The 16,722-nt window shown below is 71.1% G+C and carries 20 protein-coding genes and 2 tRNA genes; 12 read left to right on the forward strand and 10 right to left on the reverse strand.

Annotated features, from left to right (window positions below; translation table 11 throughout):
- Positions 1 to 22 precede the first annotated feature (22 nt).
- Together ACP7BP_RS07595 and ACP7BP_RS07600 are read left to right on the forward strand one after the other, a co-directional pair.
- Positions 23 to 94: transfer RNA gene (locus ACP7BP_RS07595), tRNA-Gln, on the forward strand.
- 101 nt (positions 95 to 195) lie between these two features.
- Positions 196 to 268, forward strand: a tRNA-Glu gene (locus tag ACP7BP_RS07600).
- Positions 269 to 345: 77 nt separating this feature from the next.
- Here ACP7BP_RS07600 and ACP7BP_RS07605 read toward each other — a convergent pair.
- The 4 genes from ACP7BP_RS07605 to ACP7BP_RS07620 form a co-directional block, all read right to left on the reverse strand.
- The gene (locus ACP7BP_RS07605; protein ID WP_426243967.1) at positions 346 to 1,035 is read right to left on the reverse strand and encodes a CE1759 family FMN reductase; all 690 of its coding nucleotides are present in this window, start codon (positions 1,033 to 1,035) and stop codon (positions 346 to 348) included.
- Entirely contained in the window at positions 1,032 to 1,496 is a 465-nt protein-coding gene (locus ACP7BP_RS07610; RefSeq protein ID WP_426243968.1) for a MarR family winged helix-turn-helix transcriptional regulator, read from the reverse strand. The genes ACP7BP_RS07605 and ACP7BP_RS07610 overlap by 4 nt, the downstream gene beginning before the upstream one ends.
- A complete protein-coding gene (locus ACP7BP_RS07615) occupies positions 1,493 to 2,683 on the reverse strand; it encodes a CE1758 family FMN-dependent luciferase-like monooxygenase (RefSeq protein WP_426243969.1) in 1,191 nt (396 codons plus the stop codon). Before ACP7BP_RS07615 ends, ACP7BP_RS07610 begins: the two co-directional genes overlap by 4 nt.
- Before the next feature lie 82 nt (positions 2,684 to 2,765).
- Positions 2,766 to 3,242 carry a GNAT family N-acetyltransferase gene (locus ACP7BP_RS07620; protein WP_426243970.1) on the reverse strand — a complete coding sequence of 159 codons (477 nt, stop codon included), beginning with the start codon at positions 3,240 to 3,242 and terminating at the stop codon, positions 2,766 to 2,768.
- A 94-nt stretch (positions 3,243 to 3,336) separates the two neighbouring features.
- On the opposite strand from ACP7BP_RS07620, the gene ACP7BP_RS07625 reads away from it, so the two are divergent.
- Genes ACP7BP_RS07625 through ACP7BP_RS07635 form a run of 3 tightly spaced genes read left to right on the forward strand, consistent with a single transcriptional unit; the run spans position 3,337 to position 5,701 of the window.
- Positions 3,337 to 4,827: an AlkA N-terminal domain-containing protein gene (locus ACP7BP_RS07625; RefSeq protein ID WP_426243971.1), complete on the forward strand. Its 1,491-nt coding sequence runs from the start codon at positions 3,337 to 3,339 to the stop codon at positions 4,825 to 4,827.
- 1 nt (position 4,828) lies between these two features.
- Positions 4,829 to 5,308, forward strand: coding sequence for a methylated-DNA--[protein]-cysteine S-methyltransferase (locus tag ACP7BP_RS07630; protein ID WP_426243972.1), 480 nt, complete (start codon positions 4,829 to 4,831; stop codon positions 5,306 to 5,308).
- 54 nt (positions 5,309 to 5,362) lie between these two features.
- On the forward strand, positions 5,363 to 5,701 hold the full coding sequence (locus tag ACP7BP_RS07635; protein WP_426243973.1) for a hypothetical protein: 339 nt from the start codon (positions 5,363 to 5,365) through the stop codon (positions 5,699 to 5,701).
- Here ACP7BP_RS07635 and ACP7BP_RS07640 read toward each other — a convergent pair.
- Complete coding sequence (locus ACP7BP_RS07640; RefSeq protein ID WP_426243974.1) at positions 5,698 to 6,105, reverse strand: hypothetical protein; 408 nt, start codon at positions 6,103 to 6,105, stop codon at positions 5,698 to 5,700. The two genes, ACP7BP_RS07635 and ACP7BP_RS07640, sit on opposite strands and share 4 nt — an antisense overlap.
- 77 nt (positions 6,106 to 6,182) lie before the next feature.
- Complete coding sequence (locus tag ACP7BP_RS07645; protein WP_248582391.1) at positions 6,183 to 6,905, reverse strand: IclR family transcriptional regulator; 723 nt, start codon at positions 6,903 to 6,905, stop codon at positions 6,183 to 6,185.
- Between the two features lie 77 nt (positions 6,906 to 6,982).
- On the opposite strand from ACP7BP_RS07645, the gene leuC reads away from it, so the two are divergent.
- The 3 genes from leuC to ACP7BP_RS07660 all read left to right on the forward strand — a co-directional run bounded on the left by leuC (position 6,983) and on the right by ACP7BP_RS07660 (position 9,870).
- Positions 6,983 to 8,401: a 3-isopropylmalate dehydratase large subunit gene (gene leuC, locus ACP7BP_RS07650; protein WP_426243975.1), complete on the forward strand. Its 1,419-nt coding sequence runs from the start codon at positions 6,983 to 6,985 to the stop codon at positions 8,399 to 8,401.
- Between the two features lies 1 nt (position 8,402).
- The gene (gene leuD, locus ACP7BP_RS07655; protein ID WP_426243976.1) at positions 8,403 to 9,002 is read left to right on the forward strand and encodes a 3-isopropylmalate dehydratase small subunit; all 600 of its coding nucleotides are present in this window, start codon (positions 8,403 to 8,405) and stop codon (positions 9,000 to 9,002) included.
- Positions 9,003 to 9,237: 235 nt separating this feature from the next.
- The gene (locus tag ACP7BP_RS07660; RefSeq protein ID WP_426243977.1) at positions 9,238 to 9,870 is read left to right on the forward strand and encodes an HU family DNA-binding protein; all 633 of its coding nucleotides are present in this window, start codon (positions 9,238 to 9,240) and stop codon (positions 9,868 to 9,870) included.
- Positions 9,871 to 9,938: 68 nt separating this feature from the next.
- Here the strand turns inward: ACP7BP_RS07660 and cofC are convergent, their stop codons facing one another.
- Positions 9,939 to 10,562 carry a 2-phospho-L-lactate guanylyltransferase gene (gene cofC, locus ACP7BP_RS07665; protein WP_426243978.1) on the reverse strand — a complete coding sequence of 208 codons (624 nt, stop codon included), beginning with the start codon at positions 10,560 to 10,562 and terminating at the stop codon, positions 9,939 to 9,941.
- A 109-nt stretch (positions 10,563 to 10,671) separates the two neighbouring features.
- Between cofC and ACP7BP_RS07670 the strand changes: the two genes are divergently transcribed.
- Together ACP7BP_RS07670 and ACP7BP_RS07675 are read left to right on the forward strand one after the other, a co-directional pair.
- Positions 10,672 to 11,442 (forward strand): lysophospholipid acyltransferase family protein, encoded by a 771-nt coding sequence (locus ACP7BP_RS07670; protein WP_426243979.1) that lies wholly within the window; start codon positions 10,672 to 10,674, stop codon positions 11,440 to 11,442.
- On the forward strand, positions 11,439 to 12,440 hold the full coding sequence (locus ACP7BP_RS07675; RefSeq protein ID WP_426243980.1) for an NAD(P)H-dependent glycerol-3-phosphate dehydrogenase: 1,002 nt from the start codon (positions 11,439 to 11,441) through the stop codon (positions 12,438 to 12,440). Before ACP7BP_RS07670 ends, ACP7BP_RS07675 begins: the two co-directional genes overlap by 4 nt.
- Before the next feature lie 92 nt (positions 12,441 to 12,532).
- Here the strand turns inward: ACP7BP_RS07675 and ACP7BP_RS07680 are convergent, their stop codons facing one another.
- Positions 12,533 to 13,603, reverse strand: coding sequence for a trans-sulfuration enzyme family protein (locus tag ACP7BP_RS07680; protein WP_426243981.1), 1,071 nt, complete (start codon positions 13,601 to 13,603; stop codon positions 12,533 to 12,535).
- Positions 13,604 to 13,636: 33 nt separating this feature from the next.
- Between ACP7BP_RS07680 and ACP7BP_RS07685 the strand changes: the two genes are divergently transcribed.
- A complete protein-coding gene (locus tag ACP7BP_RS07685) occupies positions 13,637 to 14,761 on the forward strand; it encodes a D-alanine--D-alanine ligase family protein (RefSeq protein WP_426243982.1) in 1,125 nt (374 codons plus the stop codon).
- A 76-nt stretch (positions 14,762 to 14,837) separates the two neighbouring features.
- Here the strand turns inward: ACP7BP_RS07685 and ACP7BP_RS07690 are convergent, their stop codons facing one another.
- Together ACP7BP_RS07690 and ACP7BP_RS07695 are read right to left on the reverse strand one after the other, a co-directional pair.
- Positions 14,838 to 15,350, reverse strand: a complete 513-nt coding sequence (locus ACP7BP_RS07690; protein ID WP_426243983.1) for a DUF3515 domain-containing protein — start codon at positions 15,348 to 15,350, stop codon at positions 14,838 to 14,840.
- 4 nt (positions 15,351 to 15,354) lie between these two features.
- Positions 15,355 to 15,591 (reverse strand): Lrp/AsnC family transcriptional regulator, encoded by a 237-nt coding sequence (locus tag ACP7BP_RS07695; protein WP_426243984.1) that lies wholly within the window; start codon positions 15,589 to 15,591, stop codon positions 15,355 to 15,357.
- Positions 15,592 to 15,716: 125 nt separating this feature from the next.
- Here ACP7BP_RS07695 and ACP7BP_RS07700 point away from each other — a divergent pair, with 125 nt between their 5' ends.
- On the forward strand, positions 15,717 to 16,688 hold the full coding sequence (locus ACP7BP_RS07700; protein WP_426243985.1) for a thiamine-phosphate kinase: 972 nt from the start codon (positions 15,717 to 15,719) through the stop codon (positions 16,686 to 16,688).
- Positions 16,689 to 16,722: the final 34 nt, after the last annotated feature.

Genomic DNA, 16,722 nt, shown 5'->3' on the forward strand with positions numbered 1-16,722 from the left:
CGCTCAGAACAGGCCTCCCCATTGGGATATGGTGTAATTGGCAGCACGACTGGTTCTGGTCCAGTTAGTCAAGGTTCGAGTCCTTGTATCCCAGCGAATTACCAGCGCAGTCCCGCCACAGCGGCGGGATTTGGTGCGAAACTCCCGCTCTCGCTAGAGTTTCGTCCGCTGTCTGCAGCACTGCTCCACCAGCAAGCCCCCGTTGTGTAGCGGCCTAGCACGCCGCCCTCTCAAGGCGGTAGCGCCGGTTCGAATCCGGTCGGGGGTACGCACCACGAAGGCCCGGTCACCAGACCGGGCCTTTCGTCATCTCGCGGTGCCGCGATGGACCGTCCGGTCGGTCCGTCACGAACCGCCGGCGGCGAGTCGCATCAGCTCGCTGCTGAAGTCGACGCCGTCGACTGAACGCTGTGCCCGCGTCGCGTTGCCGCCGAATCGGTGCTGGTACCCGTCCCAGTTGTCGGCGGCGATGTCGCGAGGTGCGCCGCTGCGCAGGAGCAGGGCGAGCTCGGTGGCGGCGCGAGCGATGCGCTTGCCCAGGTCCGCGGATCCCCAGTCCTCGGGGGCGGCGTAGAGCGAGGTCGGGGTCGCGATGGCACGGAGGAAGGCGAAGAGGGGGCGCAGCTGCTCGTCCACCACCATGGCGTGCCGAGCGGTCCCGCCGGTCGCGGCGAGGATCACCGGCTTGGCGATGAGCAGGTCGTCGTCGATCAGGTCGGCGAACGACTTGAAGAGTCCGCTGATCCCTGCCTTGTAGACGGGCGTGCTGGCGATGATCGCGTCGGCGGATGCGAGCCGCTCGATCGCTTCTTGGACCTTCTCGGTGGGGAAGCCCGAGACGAGGGACCGGGCGATGTCCACGGCGATGGGGCTGAGGTCGATCACGCCCAGGGTCGTCTCGACGCCGGAGTCCCGGAGGGTGTCGACGGCCTGCTGGGCGATGCGGTCCGCGAGCAGCCGCGTCGACGAGGGGTCGCTGACGCCGGCGCTGACCACCACCAGGCTTGCAGCGGACAGGGGGGTGACGGCGTTCATGATCTGGTCCTCTCGGCGGTGCCGGGACTGCCGGCGAGGAGTGCCCGGCTGAGCGTGGCGAGGGTCTCGAGCTGCGCTGGATCCAGTGCCCGGGACATGGCGGTTGCGACGTGGCGGGCGTGCGCGTGGCCTCGCCTGCGCTGCTCGTCGGCCCCCCGAGGGGTCAGACGGATCCGCTGTGCCCGTGCATCGTCGGGGTCTTCGCTGCGCTCCACCAGGCCTCGGGTCTCGAGTCTCGTCACCAGGCGGGAGATCCCGGCCTGGGTCAGCAGGACGTCGTCACGCAGGTCGCACATCCGCAGCCCCTCGGGGGCTCCGGACAGGGCGTAGAGAACGCCGTACTCACGCGGAAGCAGGTCGCCCCAGTCGCCGTCTCGCTCGAACTCCAGGGCCAGGGTCGCCTGCGCCCGGAAGAAGACCTCCCACGCCTCGTTGGCGAGTCGGACGTTCGGCGTGCTCATCGCAGCGCCGTCGGGAGCCGGGCCTCGACGCTCGGGTCGCTGTCCTGGTACGGCGAGGTGCCCGACAGGTTGTCGCCGCGGTTCGGGTTGGGTCGTGGCTGGCGCGGCTCGGCGTCGCCGTACTTGGCGGTGACCAGCGTGGCGTGCGTGGGGGCGTCGGGCACGTTCGGGGCGCGCCGGGACTCCAGCTCCGCGCGCAGGACCGGCACCACCTCCGTGCCGAGCAGCTCGACCTGCTCCAGGGCGACGTCGACGGGCAGGGCGAGACCGTCCACGGCGAACAGCTGCCGTTGGTAGTCGCCGAACCCCTCCTGGAAGGTGAGCACCTTGTCGATCACCTGCTGTGGGCTGCCGACCGTCAGCGGGGTGGCGGCCATGTAGTCCTCCAGCCGCATGCCCCGGAACACGGGGTAGCTCTCGAAGTACGGCCGGAACGCGTCGACGGCGTCCTGGGAGCGCTTGGCGATGAAGGACATGCCGCCCAGACCCACGATCGCCTGGTCCGCGGTGCCGTGGCCGTAGTGCTCGAACCGCTGCCGGTACAGGTCGACCAACGGCTTGAAGTGGAAGTTGGGCGCCAGGATGTGGTTGGCGAAGAAGCCGTTGCCGTAGAACGCGGCCTGCTCGGCGATCTCGGGCGTGCGGATCGAGCCGTGCCAGACGAACGGCGGCACGTCGTCGAGCGGTCGCGGGGTGGACGTGAAGCCTTGGAGGGGGGTCCTGAAACGGCCCTCCCAGTCGACCACGTCCTCCCGCCACAGCCGGTGCAGCAGGTTGTAGTTCTCCAACGCCAGAGCGACACCGTCGCGGATGTCCTTGCCGAACCACGGGTAGACCGGAACCGTGTTGCCCCGGCCCACCATCAGGTCCAGCCGGCCGTCGGCCACGTGCTGCAGCATGGCGTAGTCCTCCGCCACCTTGACGGGGTCGTTGGTGGTCATCAGCGTGACCGACGTGCTCAGCATGATCCGGTCCGTCAGCGCCGCGATGTGGCCGAGAAGGGTCGTCGGGGACGACGGGACGAACGGCGGGTTGTGGTGCTCGCCCAGCGCGAACACGTCGAGCCCTACCTCGTCGGCACGCCGGGCGACCTGGATCATGTTTCGGATCCGCTCGGCCTCGCTGTAGGTGTAGCCGGTCGTGGGGTCGGGGGCGATGTCACCGACGGTGAAGACTCCGAACTGCATGGACGTTCCTCTCTGTGGGGCGTCGAACGGACGCCGCGAAGAGTGAAACAACTTGACTGCGCAAGTATTCCCTGGCCTGGTGCTATCCCGCGGTCCCGCGATGGACCATCCGGTGCTCGGGCGGTCCGTCGTGGCCCTCCGGGACGCCGAGGTCAACGAAGCCCGCGCGCTCGTAGGCCGCGATCGCTCGCGCGTTGTCACTGCGCACCATGAGGTACGTCGTCCGGTCCAGGCCGTGCGCCCAGTCGACGACCGCGTCGATGAGCGCGCGTGCTGTGCCGGTGCCACGGACCGCGGGGTCGACCCACATCGAGATCAGCTCGGCTCCGTCGTCGTCGAGCACTCCGCTGGCCATCCCGACGGCCTCGTCGCCCAGTCGGGCGATGACGTTGAGCTGCACGTTCTGGAGACGGTCGCGCCACCGCTCCTCTGGCGCCTCGGCCCAGTCGTCGAGGCGGGACCCGAAGGCGTCGGGAGCGTCCGCCAGGGCCCTGAGCCTCAGGTCGCGAAAGGCGGCCCAGTCGTCGGGCGCGAGCTGCGCGATGTCGATGTCGGTCACGCGCGTCAGGTTACGGAAGGCCGCGGAGAGCAGCGTGACACCAGGTGTCCGATTCCCGCCAGAACTCGTGCGAGACTGGCCCCAGGATGGACACATGACCACCACCGCCCCGCACCCCGTGCGCTTGGACAAGGAGTCCTGCTACCGGGCCGTGAAGAGCCGCGACCGCCGCTTCGACGGCGTGTTCTACACGGCGGTGCGGACCACCGGCATCTACTGCCGGCCCTCGTGCCCCGCGCGCACGCCTGGCTACGCCAACGTCACCTTCCATCCGACGGCCGCCTCCGCGCAGGCGGCCGGCTACCGCGCGTGCAAGCGGTGCATCCCCGACGCCACGCCGGGCAGCCCCGACTGGGACGTCGCAGCCGATGTCGCCGGCCGCGCCATGCGCCTGATCGCGGACGGCGTGGTCGACCGCGACGGCGTCGACGGCCTGGCCCGGCGGCTGGGCTACACCTCGCGCCACCTCACCCGCCTGCTCACCCAGGAGCTCGGCGCCGGGCCGCTCGCCCTCGCGCGGGCCCGACGCGCCCAGACGGCGCGCATCCTCATCGAGACCACGCCGATGCCCTACGCCGACGTGGCCTTCGCCGCCGGGTTCTCCAGCATCAGGCAGTTCAACGACACGATCCGTGAGGTCTACGCCGCGAGCCCGACCGACCTGCGTGGCCGACGTGGCAGCACGCGGTCGACGCACGGGACGGTCGAGATGCGGCTCGCCGTGCGCACGCCGTTCGCCGGCCACGCGCTGCTCGCCTTCTTCGCCACCCGCGCGGTGCCCGGGGTCGAGAGCGCGGACGCGACGTCGTACTCCCGCACGCTGCGGCTGCCGCACGGCGTCGGCACGGTCCGCCTCGAGCTCGACGACCTCACCGGCGAGGGCACCGCGTTCGTGCCGGCGACGTTCGCCCTCGAGGATCTCCGTGACACGGGCGCGGCCGTCGAGCGAGTACGCCGTCTCCTCGACGCCGACTGCGACCCGGTCGCCGTCGCCGAGGCCTTCGCCGGCGACCCGCTCCTCGGACCGCTCGTGCGGGCGACGCCCGGCCTGCGCGTGCCCGGCCACGTCGACGGTCATGAGATCGCCGTGCGAGCCGTGCTCGGCCAGCAGGTGAGCGTGGCCGGTGCACGCACGGTCGCGGCCAGGCTGACCCGGCAGTACGGCGCGGTCGTGGCCCCCGACGGCGAGCTCACGCACCTGTTTCCCGACGTCGCCACCCTGGCCGGTCTGGATCCGGAGGACCTGCCGATGCCCCGGGCGCGTGGTCGTGCGCTGATCGCGCTGTGTGCGGCCCTGGCCGAGGAGTCGATCGCCCTCGATCGGGGCGCCGACCGCGACGTGGTCCGGGCCCAGCTGCTCGACCTGCCCGGGATCGGACCGTGGACCGCCGACTACATCGCCCTGCGCGCCCTCGGCCATCCCGACGTGTTCCTGCCCACCGACATCGGCATCAGGGACGCCCTCGCCGCGGTCGGTCGCGACCCGCGCGCCGCGGCTCCGCTCGCCGACACCTGGCGCCCCTGGCGCTCCTACGCACAGATGCACCTGTGGCAGTCACTGGCTGCCGAGACAGAGGAGGACTGACATGTGGACCGTCATCGACTCACCGATCGGCGAGCTGCGCATCGTCGAGCACGCCGGCGCGATCACCGCGATCGAGTTCACGCCGTTCAGGCCCGGTGTGGGGCGCCCGCTCGGCGACCGCGACGACCAGCACCCGGTGCTGGCCGAGGCGGCCCGCCAGCTGACGGCGTACTTCGCCCGCGACCTCAAGGAGTTCGACCTGCCGCTCGCACCGCAGGGCACCGACTTCCAGAAGCGTGTCTGGGACGTGCTGCTCGGTGTCGGCTTCGGAGAGACCGCGTCGTACGGCGAGGTCGCCCACCGGCTCGGCATGACCAACGCCGCGTCCCGCGCGGTCGGCCTGGCCAACGGCCGCAACCCGATCCCGATCGTCATCCCGTGCCACCGAGTCATCGGCGCCAACGGCACCCTCACCGGGTACGCCGGCGGGCTCGAGCGCAAGCAGACACTGCTCTCGCTCGAGCAGGACGCCCTGTTCTGAGGTCGGCTGCCCCGAGACCGGCCACGCGGGCGTCGCCTCGGGCAGGATGAGGGCATGCGGATCCTCGAGCTCGAGAGCCTGGACTCCCGGGAGATCACCCAGTTCGCCAGCGTCGGGTTCACCCTCTCCACGATCGGGGTCCTGAAGCCAGGACACGTCTCCGTGCTCACCCTCGCGCCGGGTGGTGTGGTGGGGCGGCACCCGGCCGTCGGCGTACAGCTGCTGATCGTCCTGGCCGGCAGTGCGACCGTGAGCGGCTCGCACGGTGCCCCGGCCCGGGTCGAAGGTGGGCAGGCGGTCGTGTGGGAGGCCGGTGAGGACCACGAGACGAGGTCGGAGGCGGGCCTCACCGCATTGGTGCTGGAAGGCGCCTGGGAACGCGGTCCGGACTAGGCGACGGTGCCCCGGCGGGTGGCGTGGCCGATCACAGCGCCGAGGACCGCGGGGATGAACACGAGCATGAACGTGAAGGGGATCAGCGGCGCGTCCGCACGCATCAGCTCGCCCGCGCTCATCGACTCGTCGGCCTCGGAGAAGGCCCGGAGGACCAGCCAGCCCTGGGAGAACAGCGCCGACACGACGCCCCAGCAGACGACCGCGGGGAGCGCACCGACCTGGTGGCCGTCGTACACCGCCCAGAACAGGCCGACGAGGGCGAGTGCCAGGAAGGCGAGGAGCCCGGCGCCGATGTTGGCGTCGCCCTTCTCGCCCCAGTTGCTGACGATGAGCTCCATGTAGGCGACGAGGCCGATGGCGAGCGAGGCGAGGCGGATGAGGACCTTCAGGACGTAGCGCATGCCACCACCATGGGCGCGTTCCCGCCGTCGCGCATGCGCCGACGTACTCATCCGGGAGGGACGCCCGCGGGCGCCGGTCAGTCGGCCGCGGCTCGGCGCAGCGACTCGGAGAGCCGCTCGGCGGCCGCGAGCACGGCGGGCGCGTGCATGCGGCCCGGCTGCCGGGAGAGCCGTTCGAGGGGTCCGGACACCGACACGGCGGCGATGATCTTGCCGCCGGGGGAGCGGACCGGTGCGGAGACCGAGGCGACCCCCTGCTCACGCTCGCCGACGCTCTGCGCCCAGCCGCGTCGCCGGATGCCGGAGAGAGCGGTGGCGGAGAACGCTGCGTTCTGGAGACCGCGGTGCATGCGCTCGGGGTCCTCCCAGGCGAGCAGCACCTGGGCTGCGGACCCGGCCCGCATCGTCAGCTGCGAGCCGACCGGGATGGTGTCGCGCAGGCCGGAGGGGCGCTCGGCGGCGGCGACGCAGACGCGGTGCTCGCCCTGCCGTCGCCACAGCTGCGCGGACTCGCCGGTGATGTCGCGCAGCCGGGCCAGCACCGGGCCGGCCGCGGCCAGCAACCGGTCCTCGCCCGCCGCTGCGGAGAGCTCGCCGAGCCGAGGGCCCAGCACGAACCGACCCTGCATGTCGCGGGCCACGAGCCGGTGGTGCTCGAGCGCGACGGCGAGGCGGTGGGCGGTCGGCCGGGCCAGTCCGGTGCCGGCGACCAGGCCGGCCAGGGTGGCGGGGCCGGCCTCGAGAGCGGCCAGCACCAAGGCGGCCTTGTCGAGTACGCCGACTCCAGAGGTGGTGTCCATATGGCAATACTGCCGTCTCATAACATGGGATGCAAGGGGTAGCCTGTGTGATCTAACCGAGGAGTGAGGAGAACGCGATGGGCAAGACCCTGGCTGAGAAGGTGTGGGACGAGCATGTGGTCCGCAGTGCCCCCGGGGAGCCCGACCTTCTCTACATCGATCTCCACCTGATCCACGAGGTGACCAGCCCGCAGGCGTTCGACGGCCTGCGCCTGACCGGCCGCACCGTACGCCGCCCGGACCTGACGCTGGCCACCGAGGACCACAACGTTCCCACGGTCGACTGGGACCTGCCCATCGCCGACCCGGTGAGCAAGACGCAGGTCGACACGCTCCGCAAGAACGCCGCCGACTTCGGCGTCCGGCTGCACCCGCTCGGCGACATCGAGCAGGGCATCGTGCACATCATCGGCCCGCAGCTCGGCCTGACCCAGCCGGGCATGACGATCGTGTGCGGCGACAGCCACACCAGCACTCATGGGGCGTTCGGCGCGATCGCCTTCGGCATCGGCACCTCCGAGGTCGAGCACGTGCTGGCGACCCAGACGCTGAGCCAGGCCAGGCCGAAGACGATGGCCGTCACGGTCAACGGCAGCCTGCCCGCCGGCGTCACCGCGAAGGACCTGGTGCTCACCCTGATCGCGCACACCGGCACCGGTGGCGGCCAGGGCTACATCGTGGAGTACCGCGGCCCGGCCATCGAGGAGCTCTCGATGGAGGGCCGGATGACGGTGTGCAACATGTCCATCGAGTGGGGCGCCAAGGCCGGCCTCATCGCGCCCGACCAGACGACGTACGACTATCTCAAGGGCCGCCCCGAGGCCCCCAAGGGCGCCGACTGGGACACCGCCGTGGCGCACTGGTCGACGCTCCTGACCGACGACGACGCGACGTACGACGCCGAGATCGTGCTCGACGCCTCGACCATGACGCCGTTCGTCACGTGGGGGACCAACCCCGGCCAGGGCGTGCCGCTCGGTGCCTCGGTGCCCAGCCCCGACGACTTCGACGAGCCCGACGACAAGGTCTCCACCCAGAAGGCGCTGGAGTACATGGGCCTCGAGGCAGGCACGCCCATGCGCGACGTGCGGGTCGACACCGTCTTCGTCGGCTCCTGCACCAACGGCCGCATCGAGGACCTCCGGCTTGCTGCCGAGATCCTCAAGGGGCACACCGTGGCCGACGGCACGAGACTCCTCGTCGTACCCGGATCCGTGCGCGTCCGCCTCCAGGCCGAGGAGGAGGGCCTGGACCGGGTCTTCCTGGATGCCGGAGCCGAGTGGCGCGGCGCCGGGTGCTCGATGTGCCTGGGCATGAACCCCGACCAGCTCGCTCCCCAGGAGCGCAGTGCGTCGACGTCGAACCGCAACTTCGAGGGACGCCAGGGCAAGGGTGGTCGCACCCACCTCGTGTCGGTGCCGGTGGCCGCGGCCACCGCCGTGCGCGGCACGCTTTCCTCGCCCTCTGACCTCGTCCCGACCGCACAGGAGGCCTGACATGGACGCGTTCACCCAGCACACCGGCGTCGGGGTCCCGCTGCGCCGCAACAACGTCGACACCGACCAGATCATCCCGGCCGTCTACCTCAAGCGGGTGACCCGCGACGGGTTCGAGGACGGCCTGTTCGCGGCCTGGCGCAACGACAGGTCCTTCGTGCTCAACCGCCCGGAGTACGCCGAGGGCTCGGTGCTCGTCGCCGGTCCCGACTTCGGCACCGGCTCGTCGCGCGAGCACGCCGTCTGGGCGTTGCAGAACTACGGCTTCCGGGTCGTCATCTCGCCACGCTTCGGTGACATCTTCCGCGGCAACTCCGGCAAGGCCGGGCTGCTGGCCGCGCAGGTCGACGAGAAGGTCGTGCAGAGGCTCTGGGACCTCCTCGAGGAGCGGCCCGGCACCACCGTCAGCGTGGACCTCGAGGCCCGCACGGTGCGTGCCGGTGAGGGTCCCGACGCCATCGAGGACTCCTTCGACATCGACGACTACACGCGCTGGCGGCTGCTCGAGGGCCTCGACGACATCGGCATCACCCTCGGACACGAGGCCGACATCGCAACCTATGAGTCGAGCCGACCGAGCTGGAAGCCCGCCACTCTCTGACGTCCGAATCGCCTGCGGGATCCCGGAAACCCTTGCCACGCAAGGGTTTCCGGCATTTTGCGGGGCGTCGCTCCGGCGAAAACCCCTCAGTTGAGCGGGATCGGCCATTTGCGGGCCCTGAAAAAACATTGCGAAAAACGTCGACGGTGATTGTTACCGGGCCCGCGAATACCTAGCGTTCAGGGCAGGCGTCGAGCACCGGCTCGGCCGCAGTAGTTCATTGGAAGGGAAGCTAGTGAACAAGTCACAGCTCATCGACGCGCTCGCTGCGCGCTACGAGGGGAACCGCAAGGCCGCGGCCCATGCGCTCGAGTCGGTCCTGGACACGGTCACTCGCGAGGTCGCGAAGGGCGAGAAGGTCGCCATCACCGGCTTCGGGTCGTTCGAGAAGCGCGTCCGCGCGGCGCGTTGGGTCCGCAACCCGCAGACCGGCGAACGCATGAAGTCCAAGAAGACGGCCGTCCCTGCCTTCAAGGCCGGGCAGGACCTGAAGAACATCGTCTCGGGCGCGAAGAAGCTGCCCAAGCTGTCGCTCGCCGCGCCGGCCAAGAAGGCAGCTGCACCGGCCAAGAAGGCGGCTTCGGCTGCTGGGTCGGCCACCCGCAAGGCGGCGACCACCACGAAGAAGGCTGCTCCGGCGAAGAGGGCCACGGCCACCAAGGCCGCCTCGGCGAAGAAGGCGCCGGCGAAGACCGCCTCGACCACCAAGAAGTCGGCACCGGCGAAGAAGACGACGGCCAAGACCACGACGGCCAAGACGGCCGCCAAGAAGGCTCCTGCCAAGACGGCCACTGCCAAGAAGACGACCGCCAAGAAGGCCTCGACCACCAAGAAGGCGACTGCGAAGAAGGCCACCAAGAGGTCCTGACCCGCAGCCTGTCCCAGCTCTGACCCCGCCCGGTCCGACCGGGCGGGGTCAGCGCGTCTGTGGTCCGTTCACACGCGGCCGGTGACCGCGGCCGTGTGGATGCCGACGCCGAGCGACAGCGCGCGGCCCAGGTCGCCGACGTCGTCGACGTCGAGCCGCAGCGTGGGCAGGTCACCGTCGATGCTGGTCGCCCCCGCGCGTGCGTGCTCAGCCGCCGAGTCGTTGCCGAACGACGGCGCGAACTCGGCGTACGACGCGGTGTAGAGGGTGGTGCCGGAACCCGCGTGGTCCGCGACGTACGCCGGCCCGGAGGGCACCTCGGCCAGGGCTTGGGACAGGTCCACGGCCTTCAGCGCGGGCAGATCGGCGGCCAGCGCCACCGGCCGCAACCGGGGCCAGCGTCGGTGGGCTTCGGCCGCGGCCTGCCGGAGGCTGGCGTTGAGGTCGTCGCTGGCCCCGTCCGGGATCACCGTGCAGCCGGCCGAGGCCAGCTTGTCGGCGAACCGGAAGTCGTCGGTGAGCACCATGACCCGCTCGACGAGCGTGGTGTCGAGGACGGCGGCGATGGTGTCCTGGGCGAAGGCCGCGGCGAGGTCCTGCCGGCGTTCGTCGGGGAGCCCGGTGAGGCGTGACTTCGCCAGTGCCAACGTCTTGACCGGCACGAGGACGACGAAGCGAGGGGATTCGGGCATCGCCTCGATCTTGCCAGTACCCGCGCCATCCGAGCGAGTAGCCTGCACTGACCAGTCCGGGGCACCCAGCAGGGCACCAGTCCGGAACACGAGAAGAACGAGGTCGTCGGTGCGGGTTCGCAAGCTGGAGAAGAAGCGCGGTTGGGCCTTCACCGTCGCCGCTTCGATCCTCAAGCCCACGTTGATCGCCGCCACCTCCCGCACCTGGATCGACGGCGAGAAGATCCCCGCCACGGGTGGCTGCATCGTGGTGGTCAACCACATCTCCCACGTCGACCCGCTGCTGTCGGCGCACTTCGTGTTCGACCACGGCCGGTTGCCCCGCTACCTCGCCAAGTCGGGCCTGTTCCGCAACCGCTACCTGGGCGGCTTCCTCGGGTCGGCCGGGCAGATCCCCGTGGAGCGGCTCACCGCCGGCGCGGTCGGCGCCTACGACGCCGCGGTGGCGGCGATCGAGGCCGGCGAGTGCGTCGTCGTGTACCCCGAGGGCACCCTCACCCGAGACCCCGACCTGTGGCCCATGCGGGGCAAGTCCGGGGCGGCGCGGCTCGCGCTCGCCACCGGCGCGCCCGTGATCCCGGTGGGCCAGTGGGGCGCGCAGCGGCTGCTGCCGCCGTACTCGGTCAGGCCCGACCTCTTCCCCCGCAAGCACATCACCATGAAGGCCGCCGACCCGGTGCCGCTCGCCGACCTCCTCGCCGTCGAGGCGACGCCGGCCGTCGTGCAGCAGGCCACCGATCGGATCATGGCCGCCATCGTGGCCGTCGTGGAGGAGCTGCGTGGCGAGAAGGCGCCGGTGGAGCGGTTCGACCCCAGCGCGGCTGGTGTGAACGTGATCGGCAATCCCAACAAGCGTGCACGTCGGAAGGACCAGCAATGACGAAGGTGGCGGTGTTCGGCGCCGGATCGTGGGGTACGGCGTTCTCCATCGTGCTGGCCGACGCCGGCAACGACGTGACGCTGTGGGGGCGGCGCGAGGAGGTCTGCGAGACGATCAACGCGACCCACCAGAACGCCGACTACCTGCCGGGCATCGAGCTGCCGCCCACGATCCGGGCGACCCACGACCACGAGGAGGCCGCCGCCGGCGCCGAGGCCGTCTTCATGGTGGTCCCGTCGCAGACCTTCCGGGCCAACCTGAAGGAGTGGGCCCCGGTCCTGCCCGAGAGCTCGGTGATCGTCTCGCTGATGAAGGGCGTCGAGCTCGGGACCCTGGACCGGATGAGCCAGGTGATCGCCGAGGAGACCGGAGCCGGCCCCGACCGGATCGCGGTCGTCAGCGGGCCGAACCTGTCGAAGGAGATCGCGCGACGTGAGCCGGCCGCCTCGGTCGTGGCGTGTGAGGACGAGGACGTCGCCCGCCGGCTGCAGGCGCTGTGCCACTCTGCGGCGTTCCGCCCCTACACATCGGTCGACGTGCTGGGCTGCGAGCTCGGTGGGGCCTACAAGAACGTCGTCGGCCTGGCCGTCGGCATGGCTGTCGGCCTCGGGTTCGGCGACAACACCACCGCCTCCGTCATCACCCGCGGACTGGCCGAGACGGCCCGTCTCGCCATGGCGCTCAACGCGAACCCGATGACCCTGATGGGTCTCGCGGGGCTCGGTGACCTGGTCGCGACCTGCTCGTCGCCGCTGTCGCGCAACCGCACCTTCGGGGAGAAGCTCGGCCAGGGTATGACCACGCAGGAGATCTACGACTCCACCCGCCAGGTTGCCGAGGGCGCCAAGTCCTGCTCGTCGCTGCGCGCCCTCGCCGAGCGGACCGGCGTCGACGCGCCGATGGCCGAGCACGTCGATGACGTGGTCGCCGGCAAGCTGACCGCGCCAGAGATGATGGAGCGGTTCGTCGCCCGCGACACCAAGGCCGAGACCGACTAGCTCGCGCCGCTGGCGCTCCTCGCACCTCAACCAGCGGCGCCGCTGGTTGAGGTGCGAGCGCAGCGAGCCTCGAAACCGAGGCGGGCGACGGATCAGGACAGCGTGTCGAGGGCGCGCACCAGGTCGCCCCAGAGGTCGTCGACGTCCTCGATGCCCACCGACATCCGCACCAGGGCGTCTGGGATGGTGGTGGGCTCGGTCTTCCACCTGCGGCGCCGCTCGAACGTCGACTCGACGCCGCCCAGCGACGTGGCGTGCACCCACAGCTTCGTCTTGCGGGTGAGCAGGTCCGCGGCCAGGGGTCCCTGCGCCAGGACGATCGCCACGATCCCGCCGAACCCGGGGTAGCGCACCTCGCCGACCGCCGGGTGCTCGCCCAGCCGCCGGGCCAGCTCGCGGGCGTTGTCCTGAGCGCGCTCCACGCGCAGGTGCAGGGTGCGCAGGCCACGCAGCGTCAGCCACGCCTCGAAGGCTCCAGGAACGGCGCCCAGCAGGTCGCGGCGGCCCTTGAGCACGGCGTACAGCTCGTCGTCGCCGGTCATCACCGCTCCCATGAGCACGTCGCTGTGCCCGGCGAGGTACTTGGTCGCGGAGTGCACCACCACGTCCACCCCGTCGGCGAGCGGGGTCTGGAGCAGGGGAGTGGCGAACGTGTTGTCGACGACGACGTAGGCCCCGGCCTCGTGCGCGGCTGCGGTGATGGTCGCGATGTCGGCGATCTCGAGGGCGGGGTTCGTCGGCGACTCCAGCCAGACCAGGGCGGCGTCGTCGCAGGCGCGCACCACGGCATCGGTATCGGTGATGTCGACCAGCTCGACCCGGAGCCTCCCGCGTGCCTCGAGGTCGGCCAGCTGCATGACGGTGCCGTTGTAGGCGTGCCGTGGCGCCACGACCTTCGCGCCGGTGCCGACCAGGTCCAGCACGGTCGCGACCGCCGCGAGGCCCGACGCGAACGTGAGGCACCGGCCGCCCTCGAGCCGGCCGAGCACGTCCTCGAGGGCCGTCCAGGTCGGGTTCCCGTAGCGGCCGTACTCGACCTCGCCGCCCGCGACGTACGTCGACGCCATGGTGATCGGCTCGTTCAGCGGCGCGTCCGGTTCGTGGGCGGGGCGACCGGCGGTGACGGCTACGGTGCTGGGCTTCAGGGGCGAGTCGGCGGGCATGGGGGACACCGTAGGCGGCTAGGGTCGTCGGCGATGAGTGAGCCCACCAGCCGAAAGCCTCGCGTAGCCGTCGTCTTCGGCGGCCGCTCCTCCGAGCACGCCATCTCGTGCATCACCGCCGGCAGCGTCATGGACGCGATCGACCGCGACGTGTACGACGTGGTGCCGGTCGGGATCGCCCTGGACGGGCGGTGGGTGCTCGAGTCATCGGACACCTCGCGGCTCCAGCTGACGACCGCCGACGCCCTGCCCCAGGTCGACGGCGACCTCGCGGGCCTGGCACTGCTGCGGGAGGAGGGGCACACCGACATCGTCGTGAGCGAGCCCTCCGCGCCGCCGCGGACCCTCGGTGAGGTCGACGTGGTCTTCCCGGTGCTGCACGGGCCGTGGGGGGAGGACGGCACCATCCAGGGCATGTTCGAGATGGCGGGCGTCCGCTACGTCGGCGCCGGCGTCCTCGCCTCGGCCGTCAGCATGGACAAGGCCTACATGAAGGTGATCTTGGAGGCTGCCGGGCTGCCGACCATGCCGGGGGTCATCGTGACCGAGCGCGAGTGGCGCGCGGACGCGGCCGAGTGCCGTGAGCGGATCGCCGCGCTGGGGTTCCCGGCGTTCGCCAAGCCGGCCCGCGGCGGATCGAGCATCGGCATCAGCAAGGTGCACGACGCAGGCGAGGTCGACGAGGCCCTCGACGAGGCCTTCCGGCACGACCCGAAGGTGCTGGTCGAGGCCGCGGCCGTCGGTGCGCGCGAGATCGAGTGCGGCGTACTCGGCACCCTCGACGGCGGTGTCGAGACCAGCCGCCCGGCCGAGATCCGCATCGGCGGTGACCACGAGTTCTACGACTTCGCGGCGAAGTACCTCCCGGAGGAGCACACCGAGCTCGACGTGCCGGCCGACCTGCCGGCCGAGGTCGAGGAGAGGATGCGCGCGCTGGCCGTGCGCGCGTTCGAGGCGGTCTCGGGTGAGGGCCTGGCCCGGGTCGACTTCTTCGTGATGCCCGACCACTCGCTGGTCGTCAACGAGCTCAACACGATGCCGGGGTTCACCCCGACCTCGATGTTCCCCCGGATGTGGGCCGAGTCGGGCCTCGACTACCCGGCGCTGGTCGACCGGCTGCTCACGCTGGCCATGCAGCGCGGCACCGGCCTGCGCTGACCCGTCTTGGGGGGTAGTCCGGTGCAATTCGGGGCTGCGGCGGCTGTCAGAGACCTGATTTGCACCGGACTACCCGTCAGACACAGGGGTGCACGAGCTCCAGGTGCTTGTTGATCGCCGTACGCAGGTCGCCCATCACGGCGTCCGCCTCTGTGCGGTACGGCGCCGGCACGAGCACCTGGATCGCGGGCTCGTAGCCCAGCGACCAGATGGTGATGTCGGCCGACGGGTCCTTGAGTCCGTCCTCGGGCACGTACCACTGCACGTCGTCGACCATCGAGCACTGAGAGAAGTCGTTGAAGGAGTCGGGCATGGCTGCACCGCACTCCAGGACGAGGGCCGGGTCACCCCAGGCGGCGCCGAGGGCGTCGTGGGGCTGGACAGCGCGGCGACTCTCGCCCGCCAGGCTGTCAGGCAGGTCCTCGAGGAGCTCATGGCACGTCGTCGTGTCGGCCGCCGACACGTCGCGGGACTCGATGCTCACGTCGTCGGACCCACAGCCGGCCAGCACGACGCCGACGAGCGCAAGCGCGACGACGCCCCGGATCCGACGGAGTCCGGGGCGACGCACGCAGAGTGGTGCGGTCACGTGGTCAGATGTGCACGACCGGGCAGGTGAGGGTGCGGGTGATGCCCTCGAGGCTCTGCACCTTGGACACCACGAGCTTGCCCAGCTCGTCGACGTTGCGCGCCTCAGCACGGACGATGACGTCGTAGGGACCGGTGACGTCCTCGGCGAGGGTGACCCCCTTGACCTGGGAGATGGCGGTGGCTACCTCGGCGGCCTTGCCGACGTCGGTCTGGATCAGGATGTAGGCCTGGACGACCATCAGGACTCCTCGGTCTCGTTGAGCACGGTCCCCGTCAACCTACAGTGCTGGCGCGACTGGCCGATAGCGGTCCCGCGGCGCACCGACGCCCCGCCCCGGGCGGGTTGTCTGGTGGGATGGGGGCCATGCCCGAGCCGTCGTCACCGCAGCCCCCGTTCCCCGCCGACGCGACGCTGGCCGACGCCGGTGAGTTCGGCCTGATCGGCGCCCTCACCGGCTTGTTCGAGCAGGGCGAGCACGTGCTCGTCGGCCCCGGCGACGACGCCGCCGTGCTGCGCATCCGCAACGGCCACGTGGTGGTCTCCACCGACCTGATGGTCGAGGGCCGGCACTTCCGTCGTGACTGGGCCAGCGCCGAGGACGTCGGTCACCGCGCCGCCGCCCAGAACCTCTCCGACATCAACGCGATGGGCGGCCGCGCCCACTCCCTCACCGTGGGCCTGGCCGCCCCCGCCGACCTGCCCGCGCAGTGGGCCCTCGACTTCGCGCGCGGGTTCGCCGCCGAGTGCGCCCTGGTCGGCGCGAGCGTCGTCGGTGGCGACGTGACCCGCGCCGACCAGGTCGTCATTGCGGTGACGGTGCTCGGTGCCTGCACCCAAAGCCCGGTGCTCCGCTCCGGCGCCGCACCGGGTGACGTGGTGGCCATGTGCGGTCGCCAGGGGTGGGCCGCCGGGGGCCTGGCGGTCCTGGGACGCGGGTTCCGGTCCCCCCGGGTGCTGGTGGAGGCCTATCGCCGCCCGCAGCCGCCGTACGACGCCGGGACGATCGCCGCGGAGGCCGGAGCGAGCGCCATGATCGACATCTCCGACGGACTGGTCGCCGACGCGGGTCACCTCGCCGAGGAGTCGGGGGTGGCCATCGACGTCCGGCGTTCGGCGTTCGAGGTGCCGGAGCCGTTGCACGCCGTCGGGGCGGCGCTGGGGGCCGACCCGATCCAGTTCATCCTCGGCGGCGGCGACGACCACGCGCTGCTGGCGACGTTCCCGTCGGATCGGGTGCCCGACGGCTGGCTGGTCGTCGGCGCGGTCGCGGAGGGGGAGGGTGTGACGGTCGACGGCACGGCGTACGACGGACCGGCAGGCTGGGTGCACTTCTGACCAGCCGTCAGTGCGATTTCATCGAACCGCCGGG

It is taken from the genome of Nocardioides sp. LHG3406-4, assembly GCF_049897745.1.
GTDB lineage: Bacteria > Actinomycetota > Actinomycetes > Propionibacteriales > Nocardioidaceae > Nocardioides.